General features: G+C 65.6%; 14 protein-coding genes and 1 tRNA gene. 5 read left to right on the plus strand and 10 right to left on the minus strand.

Annotation, left to right across the window (positions count from 1 at the left end):
• Nucleotide 1 precedes the first annotated feature (1 nt).
• The 5 genes from ACGHJ7_RS05595 to ACGHJ7_RS05615 are packed head-to-tail and all read right to left on the minus strand — an operon-like array spanning nt 2 to nt 5,737.
• The gene (locus ACGHJ7_RS05595; RefSeq protein ID WP_390475245.1) at nt 2–688 is read right to left on the minus strand and encodes an NnrU family protein; all 687 of its coding nucleotides are present in this window, start codon (nt 686–688) and stop codon (nt 2–4) included.
• A 7-nt stretch (nt 689–695) separates the two neighbouring features.
• Entirely contained in the window at nt 696–1,214 is a 519-nt protein-coding gene (locus tag ACGHJ7_RS05600; RefSeq protein WP_390475248.1) for an FKBP-type peptidyl-prolyl cis-trans isomerase, read from the minus strand.
• Nucleotides 1,204–2,589 carry an amidohydrolase family protein gene (locus tag ACGHJ7_RS05605; RefSeq protein ID WP_390475251.1) on the minus strand — a complete coding sequence of 462 codons (1,386 nt, stop codon included), beginning with the start codon at nt 2,587–2,589 and terminating at the stop codon, nt 1,204–1,206. Before ACGHJ7_RS05605 ends, ACGHJ7_RS05600 begins: the two co-directional genes overlap by 11 nt.
• Complete coding sequence (locus tag ACGHJ7_RS05610) at nt 2,586–3,956, minus strand: amidohydrolase (RefSeq protein WP_390475253.1); 1,371 nt, start codon at nt 3,954–3,956, stop codon at nt 2,586–2,588. Before ACGHJ7_RS05610 ends, ACGHJ7_RS05605 begins: the two co-directional genes overlap by 4 nt.
• Nucleotides 3,957–3,976: 20 nt before the next feature.
• A complete protein-coding gene (locus ACGHJ7_RS05615) occupies nt 3,977–5,737 on the minus strand; it encodes a peptide MFS transporter (protein WP_390475255.1) in 1,761 nt (586 codons plus the stop codon).
• Between the two features lie 202 nt (nt 5,738–5,939).
• Between ACGHJ7_RS05615 and ACGHJ7_RS05620 the strand changes: the two genes are divergently transcribed.
• Nucleotides 5,940–6,296 carry a GntR family transcriptional regulator gene (locus ACGHJ7_RS05620; protein ID WP_390475257.1) on the plus strand — a complete coding sequence of 119 codons (357 nt, stop codon included), beginning with the start codon at nt 5,940–5,942 and terminating at the stop codon, nt 6,294–6,296.
• 195 nt (nt 6,297–6,491) lie between these two features.
• Nucleotides 6,492–6,776 (plus strand): integration host factor subunit beta, encoded by a 285-nt coding sequence (locus tag ACGHJ7_RS05625; protein ID WP_390475260.1) that lies wholly within the window; start codon nt 6,492–6,494, stop codon nt 6,774–6,776.
• A 60-nt stretch (nt 6,777–6,836) separates the two neighbouring features.
• On the opposite strand, the gene ACGHJ7_RS05630 is transcribed toward ACGHJ7_RS05625, so the two are convergent.
• Nucleotides 6,837–8,489 (minus strand): cation:proton antiporter, encoded by a 1,653-nt coding sequence (locus ACGHJ7_RS05630; protein WP_390475262.1) that lies wholly within the window; start codon nt 8,487–8,489, stop codon nt 6,837–6,839.
• Between the two features lie 185 nt (nt 8,490–8,674).
• Between ACGHJ7_RS05630 and ACGHJ7_RS05635 the strand changes: the two genes are divergently transcribed.
• Nucleotides 8,675–8,759, plus strand: a tRNA-Leu gene (locus ACGHJ7_RS05635).
• 92 nt (nt 8,760–8,851) lie between these two features.
• Nucleotides 8,852–9,409, plus strand: coding sequence for a PilZ domain-containing protein (locus tag ACGHJ7_RS05640; RefSeq protein ID WP_390475264.1), 558 nt, complete (start codon nt 8,852–8,854; stop codon nt 9,407–9,409).
• A 94-nt stretch (nt 9,410–9,503) separates the two neighbouring features.
• On the opposite strand, the gene msrB is transcribed toward ACGHJ7_RS05640, so the two are convergent.
• The 4 genes from msrB to ACGHJ7_RS05660 all read right to left on the minus strand — a co-directional run bounded on the left by msrB (nt 9,504) and on the right by ACGHJ7_RS05660 (nt 13,886).
• Complete coding sequence (gene msrB / locus ACGHJ7_RS05645) at nt 9,504–10,016, minus strand: peptide-methionine (R)-S-oxide reductase MsrB (protein WP_390475267.1); 513 nt, start codon at nt 10,014–10,016, stop codon at nt 9,504–9,506.
• A gap of 82 nt (nt 10,017–10,098) precedes the next feature.
• Nucleotides 10,099–11,436: a cytochrome P450 gene (locus tag ACGHJ7_RS05650; protein WP_390475597.1), complete on the minus strand. Its 1,338-nt coding sequence runs from the start codon at nt 11,434–11,436 to the stop codon at nt 10,099–10,101.
• Nucleotides 11,437–11,586: 150 nt separating this feature from the next.
• Nucleotides 11,587–12,831: an ABC transporter permease gene (locus ACGHJ7_RS05655; protein ID WP_390475270.1), complete on the minus strand. Its 1,245-nt coding sequence runs from the start codon at nt 12,829–12,831 to the stop codon at nt 11,587–11,589.
• Nucleotides 12,828–13,886, minus strand: a complete 1,059-nt coding sequence (locus ACGHJ7_RS05660) for an ABC transporter ATP-binding protein (protein ID WP_390475273.1) — start codon at nt 13,884–13,886, stop codon at nt 12,828–12,830. The genes ACGHJ7_RS05655 and ACGHJ7_RS05660 overlap by 4 nt, the downstream gene beginning before the upstream one ends.
• A gap of 45 nt (nt 13,887–13,931) precedes the next feature.
• Between ACGHJ7_RS05660 and queG the strand changes: the two genes are divergently transcribed.
• The gene (queG, locus tag ACGHJ7_RS05665) at nt 13,932–14,993 is read left to right on the plus strand and encodes a tRNA epoxyqueuosine(34) reductase QueG (protein WP_390475276.1); all 1,062 of its coding nucleotides are present in this window, start codon (nt 13,932–13,934) and stop codon (nt 14,991–14,993) included.
• Nucleotides 14,994–14,999 lie beyond the last annotated feature (6 nt).

Raw genomic sequence — 14,999 nt, forward strand, 5'->3', positions numbered from 1 at the left:
CCTACGTCAGCCATCGCCAGAGACCCGCCGCCATCCCTCCCGTCGGGATATGGGCGTAGGTGAGCGCCAGCCATAGCAGCGCGCCGCCGATCCACGGGACCGCCCCGATAGCGCCGACATGCGACAGGCGGGGCATGTAGGTGGTCTGTGCTTCCCAGTGCTCCCACGCCTCGCCCATTTGTCCGCGCTTCTTCCCGTCCTGCAGCTTCGCTCCGACCAGCGCGAGGAACAGCATCGCGCCCATGGTAATCAGCGTGCGCGGTGTGGGGGCCGCGATCAGGTGAGCGAGCGCGATCAACGCGAAGCCCCACATCATAGGGTGGCGTGTAACGCGCAGCGCGCCCTGCGGTGTGCCTTTTGCCTGCTTCGCTGCCATCGGCGTCGGCAAGGCCGGGTTCGGCCGGACGATCGAGCCGGTGAACAGGACCGACCCGGCAAGGCTCAACACGCTGGCGACAATCCAGACGCCGTCACCGAAACCGCCCCACAAGGGCGCGCCGCCGCCAACTGCGACGAAGGCGAAATAGATCCATGCCAGCGTCGCCGCGGCGACGAGGTTGTAGACCATCTGGAAGCCACCGGCGCCCAGCGCGCGAACCAGCGGCGCGCGCAAGGGGTGCGACAGTGCGAAATGGGTGCCGACAAAAGCGGTGTTGGCGGCGGCCAGCGAGAGGAGCGCCGGGTCCACCTGGCCCTTACTCCTGACCCTCGATGCCCAGCAGCTGGACCTTGAACAGCAAGGTCGCGCCGCCCGGGATCGGCCCCTTGCCCACCGGTCCGTAGGCCAGCGTGGCGGGGGCGGCGAGTTCGATCGTATCGCCCACGCCCATTTGCGGAATTGCCATCTGCCAGGCCGGGATCAGGCGGCCGAGCGGGAAGGTCGCAGGTTCGCCCCGATCGAACGAGCTGTCGAAGGTTTCCCCGTGGATGAAGGTCCCGGCATAATGCACGGTCACGGTGTCGGAGACGGAGGGCTTCGCGCCCGTGCCGTCCCCTTCGACCCTGCGCCACAGCAATCCGCCGTCGAGCGCACGCCAGTCGCCCGAGGCGGCCCGTTCGGCCAGGGCAAGCTGTTGCGCGCTGTGCCAGGCCATGTCCATCTGCGGACGCTCGGGCTCCTGCGCGAAAGTCACCGCGCCTACGGCAAGCGCCGCAGCACCAAGGGCATAGAATGTCGACTTCATCGCCGGTTCCTTCGTCGTCTTACCAGTCATAGGCCTTGGGCAGGTCGCTTTCGTCAAGGTCGCGGTAGCGTTCGCGAAGGCGTGACTGGTGGTTGGCAAGGGGCTGTTCCACCCCGTCGATGAACACGCGCTGCGGAGACGAGCCGACTTCCAGCGGATCGCCATCCCACATTACCACGTCGCCGGCTGCCCCCGGTGCGAGGACGCCGTAACGCCCGCCGAAGCCGGAGATTTCGGCCGGGATCGACGTGATGGATGCCAGCGCCTCCCCCCAGGTCAGGCCGGTGGCGCCCGGCACACGCGACAGGGCCACCAGGTTGCCCGCGAATTGCGGGGCGGTGCGCGGACCCGTGATGCCGCCCGACAGGCCGCCGATGGCGACCTTCACCCCGGCATCCACCATCCGTCCGATATTGCTCTGCGTAGCGGCCAGCTGCTCGAAACTGGCGGGCAGGTTGTCGAGCGGGTCGGCCACGACCGGAATGCCCGATGCCGCGATTTCGCGTGCGACCATCCAGCCCTCGCTCGCGCCGACCAGTACGAGGTCGAGCGCGGGAAATTCGTCGGTCAGGGCGATAGCCCGGCGGATGTCCGACGCGCGTTCGACCACGACGTAGAGCGGCTGTTCCCCGCGCACCACGGGCACGAGGGCGGCGGCATCGAAACGGGTAAGCAAGGTATCGTCGCCGCGCTGGGTCCGGTTGTCGACCAGCCTGGGATCGAGCGGGATGTCGTCGCCGGAAGATTGCTCTGCCGGGCGCGAAGGACTGCCCGGGATGCGGGCATCGGTGCCGTATTGCCGCGCCTCGCGCAGGGCGTTGCGGAGCAGGGCGTGCGAACCGGTGCGGCTGCCACCGCCCAGCCGGGCGCCGTATTCGCCCAGCGCCACGATCTGGAAGGCCCGCGCGCGGCGGAGCATGTCCGGATCCGCGCCGAGGTCGACGACCGCGCCCTGTCCGCCGAAGATGGAGGAAGAGGGGCGCGGCGAAACGCTGGCCCGGGTCACGCCGCCTGCGCGGCTGACTGCCACGTGCTGCGATGCCGGGTTGAGCGCGGTGGCCACGTCCAGCGCGGCGGAGAAGGGCGAATTGCTCGCCGCGATGTCGTTGCTCTCGCTGACGCCGTCGACGTCGTAGAGCCCGAGATCGGTCAGCGGTACGAAGAAGCCGGGCGTTATCCAGCTTCCCGTCCCGTCTACCGCCTGCATGCCCGCGGGCACTGCCGCGCCAGCACCGGCGGCGACGACGCGGCCTGCGCGAACGACGACCGTGGCGTTTTCCATCGGCTCGCTGCCGTCGCCGGTCGCGACAGTGGCATTGGTGATGGCGAAATCCTGCGCTGCGAGCGGCCCTGTAAGGGCGGCGGACACGGCGAGCGCGGCGGCGGTTTTCAGGAGGCGCTTCATTTCACATCTCCTTCGCCCGGCTGGCCGAGTTCGAAATCGCTCACCGGTTTGCGCTTGGGATCGGCGGCATCGTACATCAACGCGCCATCGACCCAGACCTTGTCCGGGCGGGAGTAGACGCTCAGCGGATCGCCGTTCCACAGCACGACGTCGGCCATCTTGCCTGTTTCCAGGCTGCCGGTCATGCCGTCGATGCCCATCGCCTTCGCCGCGTTCAGCGTGATCCAGGAAATGACCTCGGCATCGGGAATGGCGATACCCATGCGCGCACCGGCGGCCTGCGCCTTCGCTGCTTCCTGATTGAGGCGCTGGATGCCGTTTTCGTCGTCGGAATGGATGACGACGCAGGCGCCTGCGTTCTGCAGCAGCGCGCCGTTTTCGGGAATGCCGTCATAGCTTTCCATCTTGAAGCCGTACCAGTCGGCCCAGATGGCGGAGCATACCTCGTTCTCGCGCAGGAGGTCGCCGATCTTGTAGGCCTCCACCGCGTGGTGGAAGGCGGAGACGCGGTATCCCATCTCCTTCGCCATATCCATGACGATGGCCATTTCGTCGGCGCGGTAGCAATGGTTGTGAACCAGGATGTCGCCGTCCAGCACGCCGGCCAGCGTCTCGTTTTCCAGATTGCGTTTCTTGCGGTCGCCATCGGCCCATTCCTTGGCATCGAGCCAGGTCTGGCGGGCGACGGCGATATTGCCCATGCGGGTGGAAGGCTTGCGCCCGCGATTGCCGTAGACCCGCTTCGGATTCTCGCCGCAGGCCATTTTCATGCCGTAAGGCGCGCCGGGGAATTTCATGCCCTGCACCGTGCGGCTGTAGACGTTTTTCAGCGTGACGGAGCGGCCGCCGATCAGGTTCGCGCTGCCGGGCAGGATCTGCAGCGAGGTAATCCCGCCATTGGCCAGCGCGCGGGAGAAACCCGGGTCCTGTGGCCAGACGGAATGTTCGGCCCAGACGTCGGGGGTGGTCGGGTTGGTCGCCTCGTTCCCGTCGCTATGCGCATCGACGCTGGGTGTTGGATAGTCGCCGAGATGGGAATGGATGTCGATGATGCCCGGCGTCACGTATTTTCCGGTGCCGTCGACTACGGTGTAGCCTTCGGTCGAGAGCTCTTGCGCCACGGCCACGACCTTGCCGTCGCGGAACAGCACCACGCCGCCTTCGATCACCCCGCCTGCGCCGTCATAGACGGTCGCACCCACCAGCGCGGTGGGCGTGCCGGGATAGGGCTCGTAGGTCGAGGGGAAGGGGTTCTCAGCCGCCGGGTTCGCCGTACCCGTGCTGGCCGTGTCCGATCCCCCTGCCGTCGACGCGCAGGCGGAGAGTGCCAACGCACTCCCCAGTGTCAGAAGTGCATTGGCTCTCATCGTCATTCCCATTTTCGCGCTCAGTTGCCGGGACGGGTGGAGGGGTGGACGCCTGCGCCCATCGGTTCGCCCGGACCCTCTGCCTGGCCTTCCAGATCGTCACCCACATCGTCGTCGGCCAGCGTTTCGAGGTGCATCAGCTTCTTGATCAGCGGGCTCACGACCATCACCGCGACGCCCACGCCGACGGCATACCAGCCGACGGTGGAATAGACGTCCAGCACGACCTGCTTGCCGGCTGCTTCGCCGACGCCTTCACCGCCGGTCGCGGCAGCGATCTGGCCGGCCACGAAGTTGCCGGTGGCCGATGCGAAGAACCACGTGCCCATGATCAGCGACGCGATCTGTGCCGGGGCCAGGCGGTTCATCGCCGACAGGCCCACCGGCGACAGGCACAGCTCGCCGGTCGTGTGCAGCAGGTAGATGAGGAAGATGAAGATCACCGGCGTGGGCACATCCACGCCCACCGACTGCGCGCCCCAGACGAGGACGAGGAAGCCGAGGCCGACCTGGATCACGCCGAGGCCGAACTTCATCGGGGTGGAGGGTTCCAGCCCCTTGCGCCCCAGCACGGTCCACGTGGTCGCGAAGACCGGGGCCAGCAGGATGATGTAGATCGCGTTTATCGACTGGAATGTGGAGGCGGGAACGCCGCCGCGATCGACATGGCGATCGGTGAACAGGTTGAGCGAGGAGCCCGCCTGTTCGAACAGCGCCCAGAAGATGACCGAGACGATGATCAGGAACATCGCGGCCATGATCCGGTCGCGGTCATGGTCGGTCTTGGCGATCATCTGCAGGATCATGATGGTCAGCACGCCGCCGAAGCCGATCGAGGCGGGCCACTGCCATGCCTCGTTGCCGGACGACACGAAGAACATCGACACCACCAGCAGCAGGCTGCTGCCGACATAGGAATAGAACGCCGGCGTCGGCGCGTTGGAATAGCTGCCATAGGGCAGCTGGAAGGTGGCGATGGCCAGCACGTAGCAGACCAGCGCCGCGCCGAAGGTGCCGAGGAACACACCGACCGCGTCCTGGTACTGGATGGCGACCCAGCACAGGGCGACGAAGGCGATGCCGATGGCATAGACCGAGAACTCGCGGCCCTTCGCAAGCGCCTTGGGCGGTTCGCCCCGGCCCAGCAGCAGCGGCTTGCCCCAGATGAACACCACGAGGCCCAGCAGCATGCCGATGCCGGCAAGGCCGAAGCCGTAGGCCCAGCCATAGGTTTCGCCGATGTAGCCGCACAGCAGCGAACCGATGGCCGCGCCGAGGTTAATGCCCATGTAGAAGATGGTGTAGGCCCCGTCGCGGCGCACGTCGGTGCGCGGGTAGAGCTGGCCGACCATCACGGAGATGTTCGCCTTCAGGAAGCCCGAACCCACGATGATGAGCGCCAATGCCAGCCAGAAGACGTAGATGATGGGGTTGTCCGTATTGCCGGCGGCAGGGGCCCCTTCGAACGCCATGAAGAAATGGCCCAGCGTCAGCAGGACGGCCCCGAACAGCACCGCCTTGCGCTGGCCCAGCGCCTTGTCCGCGAGATACCCGCCGACCACCGGCGCGATATACACCAGTGCGGTATAGGCGCCGTAGATGATGCCCGCTTCCCCGTCGGAAAACAGCCAGTGCTTCGTCAGGTAGAAAATCAGCAGCGCCCGCATGCCGTAATAGGAAAAACGCTCCCACATCTCGGCGAAGAACAGGACGAACAGGCCTTTCGGATGGCCCAGGATGGTGCCGGCGGAATCGCCGTGCACTGGCGCTTGAGATGCCATGATGGTGCGGGTCCCTCTCTTATAGATCCCTGTGTGCGCCCGTCCCCATCGGGGCGCAGGTATAAAGCGCTGCACCCTAGCGGCGATTCCGCGATGCTCAAGAAAACATTGCAATTGAAACCGCATTCGACCGCTGCGGCCCAAGGGCGCATGGCGGGGTTTTCCTTGACGTGACACGGTGTATTATGGCAGCGATGCACCTATGAGCACATCGTCCCGGCCCGTCTACCTGAAACTGCGCGACATGATCGCCGCCTCCATCATCGAGGGGCGCTACCGGGAAGGGGAGATGTTGCCCTCCGTCCGCTCCTTCGCGGCGGAGCAGGGGGCGAACCCGCTGACCGTGGCAAAGGCGTACCAGCAGTTCCAGACCGACGGCCTGGTCGCGGTGCAGCGCGGTGTCGGCATGTATGTCGTGCGCGGCGCTGCGGAAAAGCTGAAAGACGCAGAGCGAAAGCGGTTCCTGGCCGAGGAATGGCCGCCTTTCCGCGCGCAGATGGAACGGCTGGGCATCGATCCGGCCGCCTTGCTGGACCTGGACGAAGAAGCGATCGCCTGAACCGGCGGCTTCCGTCCGGGCGGGGATGACCCGCATTCGACATCGACCTGATTCCAAGGCGTTGCGCGCCGGACCGGCTTCTGCCATATATCAAATGATTGGTCGCGCTTTCATCGCTCGCAAGGGCGTATCGGGGGCAGGGGAGATGTGGGGTCTTTCCTGTTCAACCCACGTCCCGAGGTGCTGGAGACAGTCATGATCCGATCCGAGCTTTTGCAGGCACTGGCAAAAGACAACCCCGACCTGCGCGCCGAAGAAGTCGAACAGGTGGTCGACATCTTCTTCGACGAAATTACCGAGCGTCTGGTCGAAGGTGGCCGCGTGGAACTGCGCGGCTTCGGGGCATTCTCCACCCGCGAGCGCGAGGCCCGTGTCGGCCGCAATCCGCGGACCGGGGAATCGGTCGATGTCCCGGCCAAGCGCGTGCCCTATTTCAAGCCGGGCAAGGAAATGCGCGAAGGCCTGAACGAAGGCAATTGAGCACGCGGCAGGCGGGCCGGATGTCGGCTCGGCCTGCTTCCATATTCGCGAGATACGACGCTAGGCCACTTCGCGCGCGTCTGCCGTGCCTTCCTTCCGGACCGGTTCCAGGCCAAGTTCACGCAGCACGCGGTGGATCACGTCGTCGTGCCCGCCTGGCGTATTCGTCGAGAGCGCAACCGCGCCCGTGCCCTCTATCTCTGCATGACGGTCCCGCGTCTCGGTCGCGGCAATGCGCGTAACGCCGGGCAGGCGGTCATCGACCAGCGGCCCGAGTTCGCGCATCGTGTCGGGATCGACTTCCGTGATTACCAGCACCTGCCGCTTCGCCATCGACACCGCATCCCAGCTGCGCGGATCGGCCAGCATGGCGTGATGCACCGGATAGCCGTCGGCCAGCGCCTTCTCGAAGCGTTCCATGTTCCCGTCGATGGCGAGATAGTCCACGTCCTCTTCCGCCAGCCGGTCGGCAATGGTGCGCCCCGTCTCGCCCAGGTTCAGCAGGACCACCGGTGCATCGTCGCCCGCCAGCTTCTGGTCCGGCGGACCCTGCCGCAGCTTGCCCGCCAGTACGCGCCCCGCCTGCGACACCATCGGGGTCAGCGCCAGGCTGATGGCGATGGCGGTGATCAGGACCGCGCTGACCTGCGCGCCCAGAAGGCCCGCCAGGCCCGGCATCGCCAGCAGTAACAGGGCGAACTCGCTTCCCTGTCCCAGCAGGAAAGCAAGCTGGATGGAGCCCGGCACCGACCAGCGATTGGCGAGACCGGCAATGACGTTGAACACGCATTTGGTGACGATCAGTCCCAGTGCCACGCCCATGATCAGCAGCCAGTTGTCCGCCAGCACCTGCGGATCGATGCCGAGGCCGACGGAAATAAAGAAGAACCCCAGGAACAGGCCGCGAAACGCCTCGATTTCGGTCTGCACCAGGATGCGATACCGCGAATCGGCCACGGCCACGCCGCCCAGGAAAGCGCCCAGCGTCAGCGACAGGCCTGCAATGCCTGCCGCCCATCCTGCGGCCAGTGCGATGAACAGCGCCATCGCGGTATAGACTTCCGAACTGCGGACGCGCGCGGCGGTGCGGAACAGGGGCTCCGTCAGGAACCGCGCGAACAGCACGGCGAGGACGAAGGCGGCAATCGCCTTCAGACCGGCAAGGCCAAGGGCCGGGCCCAGCGCCCCGCCCGCGCCCAAGGCGCCCACGGCCACCAGCAGCATGATCGCAGCAATGTCCTGGAATATCAGGATCGACTGGGCAGCGCGGCCGACCGGGCAGTCCTCCTGGTCGCGCTGCCGGACAAGCCCGATGACCACGGCGGTAGAGGATAGGCCAAGGGCGAAGCCGCCGATCACCGCGCCCGCCGTCGGCAGGCCGAGCAGCAGCAGGATCGCGGTATAGCCCCCGCCTGCGACCAGCATCTGCAGAGAACCGAAACCGAAGATGTTCGCCGCTTCCTCGCGGATGCGACTGACCGAGAAATGGAGGCCGAGATTGAACAGGAGGAACATCACGCCGACTTCGGCCAGCGTGGCCACCACCGGGCCTTCGAACCGGTCGGCATAACCGAGCGCGGCCAGTCCGGCACCAAGGACGAGATAGCCGACAATCGGGTTCAGTCGCAGCGCATTCGCGGCAACGGCCGCACCTAATCCCATGCCGAGCAGCGCGATGGCCGGCTCGATCGTCTCGACGATTTCCCCCGCCATCAGTTGATGGCCCCGGGACGATAGGAAGGAAAGCGACAGACAGGCATCGCGCCAAGATAGGCCGCGCGGCGCGCCTGTCTAGCGATGGTGTCTGGCAGGGGCATCCAGCGAAGGCAGGATTGCGGGAGGGGGGCCTTTCGCGCTAACCGGCGGGCCAGCCAGCGCGGCCCATGCCGCGATACCGGGCGGGTGTGGCGGAATGGTAGACGCCGGGGACTTAAAATCCCCTGTCCTTTGGACGTGCGGGTTCGAGTCCCGCCACCCGTACCACCCTCCGCACAAACCCCTATGCCTTCGATAGGCCGCAGGCAGGGCGCACGCCCTTAGGAGTCTGTCCTGCAATGACAGGATCAGGGGATAGTATGCACGCTCTCACCGGGCAGGAGACCGCGCCGGGACCGGTATCGACCGTGGAACAACGCGAAGCGCCGCGGGTGGCGCTGATGCTGCGCAATGCGAAGCTGTCGATCGACGGGAAGGAATTGCTGTGCATCGTGCGCGATGTCAGTGCGACCGGCGTCAGCATCCGCGCCTTCCACGCCATACCGCGCGGGAAAGCGTGTTCGATCGAATTGTGGGAGGGGCAGCGCTTCCCGATCGAGGAGGCTTGGAACACGGGCAGCGAGGCCGGCTATTCCTTCAGCGAGGCGAAGGATCTTGATGCCCTGGTCCATGAACATGGCCCCTTTCCCCGGCGCCCCATCCGCATCGCGCTGGAAATGCCCGGCGTGGTCCTGTGCGGCGATAGCGGGACGCAGGTCACGATCCGCAACATCTCGCAGCAGGGGGCCTGCGTCGAAAGCGACGCGCTATGGTCCTGTTCGCAGCTCGTGCGCTTGCAGGGCAAGGGCCTGCCAGACCCGCTCCACGCCAAGATCCGCTGGCAATCGGAACGGCTGCACGGCCTCGTCTTCGAGTGAACATTTGCGCTGGCCGATTTTGCCCGGCTGGCGGCGCGGTTGCAGAGGATGCCGCTGACCTGACGGCTCTTCCGCGAATGGAATGGCGACCCGATCAGGCGGGAATGAAGTCCATCGCGATACCGTTGATGCAGTGCCTCTTGCCCGTGGGGCGCGGTCCGTCGTTGAAGATATGGCCGAGGTGTCCGCCGCAATCGGCGCAGTGCACTTCGGTGCGGGGATAGCCCAACTTGAAGTCGCGGCTGGTTCCGACCGCGCCGGAATCGATCGGCGCGTAGAAGCTGGGCCAGCCGGTTCCGCTGTCGAACTTCGTCTTCGACGAATAGAGACGGTTGCCGCAGCCCGCGCACACGAAGGTACCGCGCCGGCCCTCCTTGTCGAGCGGGGAGGTATAGGCTCGCTCGGTCCCCTCCTGCCGCAGGACGTAGAATTCCGCCTTGGTCAGTTTCTTGCGCCACTGCGCTTCCGACAGGCTGACGGGAAACGACTTCGCCTCGGCCTTGCTGGACCCACAGGAGGGCAGCACGGCGAGGGAGACCCCCGCCGACATCCATCCCAGAATGGAACGGCGGCTGGCGGGGCGTGATGGCAAGTTATCGGTTTTCATGCGGCTATCCATGGCAGGTCCTGCCTGAATATACGCTTGAAGATGCGGGAAGTTACAGGCGCACGGCCTGCGCCCGCACCGGTCAGAACTCGGAGAGTTCGACCTCCAGCACCCGGAACCCTTCCACGAAATTGGCCCGCACGCGCTCGACATCGCCCGCGACATGGACGCGCATCCGGCGGGCGTGCATCTCTTCCATCAGGATACGCAGCTGCAATTCGGCCAGCCTCGCGCCGACACAGCGGTGGATGCCGTAACCGAAGGCGAGGTGGCGGCGTGCATTCTCGCGGTCCAGCTGCAGCTTTTCCGCATTGTCGCCGAAGACTTCCTCGTCCCGATTGGCCGAATTGTACCACAGGACGACCTTGTCGCCCTTTTTGATCTGGTGGCCGAACAGCTCGGTATCCTCGCTGGCCGTGCGGCGCATGTGCTTCAGCGGCGTCTGGTAGCGGATGCATTCTTGCACCGCATTGGGAATGACGTCCGGGTTCTCCTCGAACAGCTTGCGCTGGTCCGGAAACTTGTCGAGCGCGTGGACAATACCGCTCATCGTATTGCGCGTGGTGTCATTCCCGCCAACGATCAGCAGGACCAGATTACCCATGAATTCCTGCGGGCTCATCTGGTTCATGGCCGGCGAGTGGATCATCATGGAGATGAGGTCGGCACTCGGCTCCTCCTGCGATTTCTTCGCCCAGAGCTGCTGGAAGTAGGTCGCCATCTCTGTCTGGATACTGCGCCGCGTTTCTTCCAGTTCCTGCCCCGCCAGGATCAGTTCGGTATCGCCGGACCAGTCGGACCAGAAGGTCAGCAGGTCGCGGTCTTCCCACGGGAAATCGAACAGGATCGCGAGCATTCCGGTGGTCAGAGGGATGGAGACCTCGTCGACCCAGTTGAAAACCTTGCCGCGGGGCAGCGAATCGAGCGTTTCGCCGGTGCGCTGGCGGATCTCGTCTTCCATCCGCTTCATTTCCTTCGGCGTGAAGGCGGGGGCGACGGTGCGGCGCTGTCCGGTATGCTTGGGCCGGTCCATAGCGATGAACATCGGCAGTTCGAATCGCTCCTGCCCCTCTTCCAACTCGTCGTCGTCGAGCCGGTTCAGGATGGTGATGCCGCCATGTTCCCAGCTGGAGGAGAACAGCTCGGGCAGTGCCTCGACATGCTGGATCGCCTTGTGTCCGACGATGCTCCAATAGGGGCCGAAGGGGCTTTCCTTGATGTAATGCACGGGACCCTCGGCCCGCATCTCCTTGAAAATCGGCTCCCACCGGTTCTCGACATAGATGTCGCTGCGGCTGGTGTCGTATTTTTCCGGGTGGCTGGGTTTCGCCTCGGGATGCTCGTCGAAATGCCGCTTCAGCGCCTCGTGCGCCTTGGGGCTACGGGTCCATTGCGTGCGTTCGGGTGCCGCGGTTGCCATCATCTCTCTCCACTCCGGGCCGCTTGTGCGGCCTCCATGGATTGCATCCTGCGCCTACTGACACGCGAGTCAATAGTGCGTTGCAAAACGCGACTGAAATTGCAGACAGTTCATCACCGCGTGATGACGTTACGGCAAGCGCGGGGAGCGTCAGGAGAGGCGGCGGCGCAGCCAGCCCTTGCTACCGCGCGCGGGGCCGCTCTGCATGACCTTCCGGCGGAACAGGGTCGATCCGGCCCGCACGAAAATGCCGACCCAGACAAGCTGCCAGGCAATGCCCAGCGCGTGCCACCATAGCGTGTCGAACTGCGCCGCGCGCGACAGCATCGCGTAAGGCGAACTGAGCGGGAAGATCAGCGCAATGGTCTCTACCGCCCCGCCGACATCGGACACTGCGAAGCTGGCGATGAAGAAGACCAGCAATTGCAGGATGGTGGCCGGCATGGACAATGTCTGCACGTCGCGCACGGTCGGCGCCATCGCGCCCACTGTCAGGAACACGCTGCCCACCAGCAGGTAGGCGAGGGCGAAATAGACGAGGAACAGCAGGACGAAGGCAGGCCAGCCGATCGCGGGCGAGGATACGAAGGGCATTTCCCCTGCGCCCGCACCTACGAAGACCAGCGCCAGCGCGCCCCACACCGATATCCCGACGAAGCTGACGGCCAGCATGGCAAACAGCTTGCCCAGAAAGACCGCATCCATCGGGATGGAGGCTGCAAGGATCTCGATGATCTTGTTGCCCTTCTCCTCGACCAGGTTGGACAGGACCATCCCGGCGAGCAGCATCGACAGCAGGAACAGCAGCGTGATGCCGGCGGTCGCCGTCGCCTTGTTGCCCCGGCGCTCTGCCGCGACGCTGCTTTCGCGCGGGGCCAGCAGGACTTCGGGAACCGCGCCGTTTGTCGCAGATGCGGACAGGCCGTCCGCGCCGACAGCTTCTGCGGCGAGCAGGGCGACCTCGCCCTTCCAGGCCTCGATATTCGCCTCCGTTCCCGTCAGGCGCGGGCGCGCCAGCGTCCCGGTCAGCACTCCTGCGTAATTGGCGGAACGGTCGGCCAGCAATGCATCCGGTGTGCGCCCGTCCTCGATGGTGGCGACGGGGGGCAGGGAAACGAGCGGGTCGAGCCGCTTGTGAGCGCGGGCAAGGGCCATGCGCTCTACAGGACTGTCCAGCGCCACAGCGAGGCCGGGCGGCGTCACGCTTTCGGCAGCGCGCGACCCTAGTGCGCCTGCCGCCATGCTGATGCCGACGAAGAAAAGCGGACCGATGAGGAAGAAGACGAAGGCCTTGCTCAGCAGGATGGCAAGGAAATCGCGCCGTGCCACGACGAAGGCGGCCTGCCACAGCGACAGGCGTCTGGCGGTTGCAGGTGTGGCTCCTTGCTGCGTCATGATACGGCTCCTGCCGATTTATCCTCGGCAGTATCGGCTTCCATCGCGCGTGCCGCTGCCTCGCCCGCGATTTCGACGAAGGCATCGTGCAGTCCTGCGCGTTCTATGCTGAGCGAAAGAATGCCCGCCTCGCCTTCGATCAGGGCGCGCAGCAAGGTTTCGACCCCGGTTTCGGGGAGGGGGAAATACCAGAAATGGCTGTTTTCGCCGGTCGTCCCATGCTTGTGCTCGTGCCGCGCATCCATTGGCAGGGCTTGCCGCCACGCCCCGTCGCCGGCGCGCGTTTCCAGTTTCACCTGTGCCGGGATCCGGTCGCGCGCCTCGTCGACACTGCCGGCATAGGGCACCTGTCCGCCCGCGATGATGGCAACGCCTTCGCACAGGCGCTCCGCATGGTGGATGACATGGGTGGAGAAAATGACCGTCACGCCGTCATCGGCCAGGGCGCGGATCATGCGCTCCAGCTTGCCCTGGTTGATCGCGTCGAGCCCGGAAAACGGTTCGTCCAGCACGACGAGGCGCGGGCGGTGGACCAGCGTGCCGAGAAGCTGGACGGTCTGCGCCATCCCCTTGGACAGCTGGCGGATCTGCTTGTCCACCGCATGGCCGAGGCTGTGCGCTTCCATCAGTTCGCGCCCCCTCCGGCGGCCCTCCGCCTGCGGAACGCCGCGCAGCGCGCCCATGAAGGCGATCGCGTCCACCGTCTTCATCGACGGATACAGCCCGCGCTCTTCGGGCAGATAGCCGATCATGCGCCCGATATCGTGCGGGCGTTCATGGCCGAAGATACGGCGCACGCCCTCGTCGGGGTCGATAATGCCCAGCAGCATGCGCAGCGTGGTCGTCTTGCCCGCGCCATTGGGGCCGAGAATGCCGTAGATCGCGCCTTCCGGAACAGCGATATCGACTCCGTTGACGGCCGCCACGCCGTCGAAGCGTTTTACCAGTCCCCTTGCCTCGATGGCGAGGGGGCCTGCGACGGGACCGGTTACCACGGATTGATCCGTGACAGGGTCATTGCTCCGGGAAGGGGCTTGGCTTAGCGCTGCATCCATGAGCGTGCGAGTACCCCCAAGGCGTGAACGGGAACAACCCCGCCTATGGTAAAGGGTGCGTTTACCCATGAGAGCCTGCAGGATCTGCGGACCGCGCTGGAGCGAAAGGCGCGCGAACTAGGCTTCGTCGCTGTCGGCTTTACCAGCGCGGCGGATGATCCGGTGCGGGCGCGGCGGCTGCACGACTGGATCGAGGCGGGCCATCACGGCGACATGGGCTGGATGGAAGACCGCGCCGATGTCCGTCAAGGTCCGCAATCGCTATGGCCGGAGGCGCAGAGTGTTATCGCGCTGGGCATGGCCTACACGCCGGGCCACGACCCGATGGCGCTGGAGGACGCGCCCGATCACGCGCGCATTTCGGTCTATGCGCAGGGCCGCGATTATCACGATACGGTGAAGAAGGCGCTGAAGGCTCTGGCTCGGTGGCTGGTCGAACAGGCGCCGGCAAGCGAGCTGAAGGTCTTCGTGGACACGGCGCCGGTGATGGAGAAACCGCTGGGCGAGGCGGCGGGGATCGGCTGGCAGGGGAAGCATACCAATCTCGTCAGCCGCGAGCATGGCAGCTGGCTGTTCCTCGGCGCCATCTATTCGACCCTGCCCTTCGCCCCGAACGCGGCGCATGACGACCGCTGCGGGTCGTGCAATGCCTGCCAGGTCGCCTGCCCCACCGATGCCTTTCCGAAAGCTTACAGGCTCGATGCGCGGCGGTGTATTTCCTATCTCACGATCGAGCATGCAGGACCGATCCCGCACGAATTCCGCGAGGCGATCGGCAACCGCATATATGGCTGCGACGATTGCCTAGCAGTATGCCCGTGGAACAAGTTCGCCGATGCCGCTGCGCGCCACGCCGCCTTTCTGCCACGCGGGGAACTGGTCGCGCCGCGGCTCGCGGACCTGCTGCAACTGGACGATGCGGGGTTTCGGCAGCTTTTCAGCGGTTCGCCGATCAAGCGGATCGGGCGCAGCCGCTTCGTGCGAAATTGCCTGATCGCGGCGGGAAACAGCGGCGATGCGGGCCTGCGCGAACAGGTCGGCGCATTGACCGGCGACGACGATCCGGTCGTGGCGGAAGCGGCGCGCTGGGCGCTGGACCGCCTCTGACCGCGC

The sequence above is a fragment of the Altererythrobacter sp. MTPC7 genome, assembly GCF_042851395.1.
In the GTDB taxonomy this organism is placed as follows: Bacteria; Pseudomonadota; Alphaproteobacteria; order Sphingomonadales; family Sphingomonadaceae; genus CAJXSN01.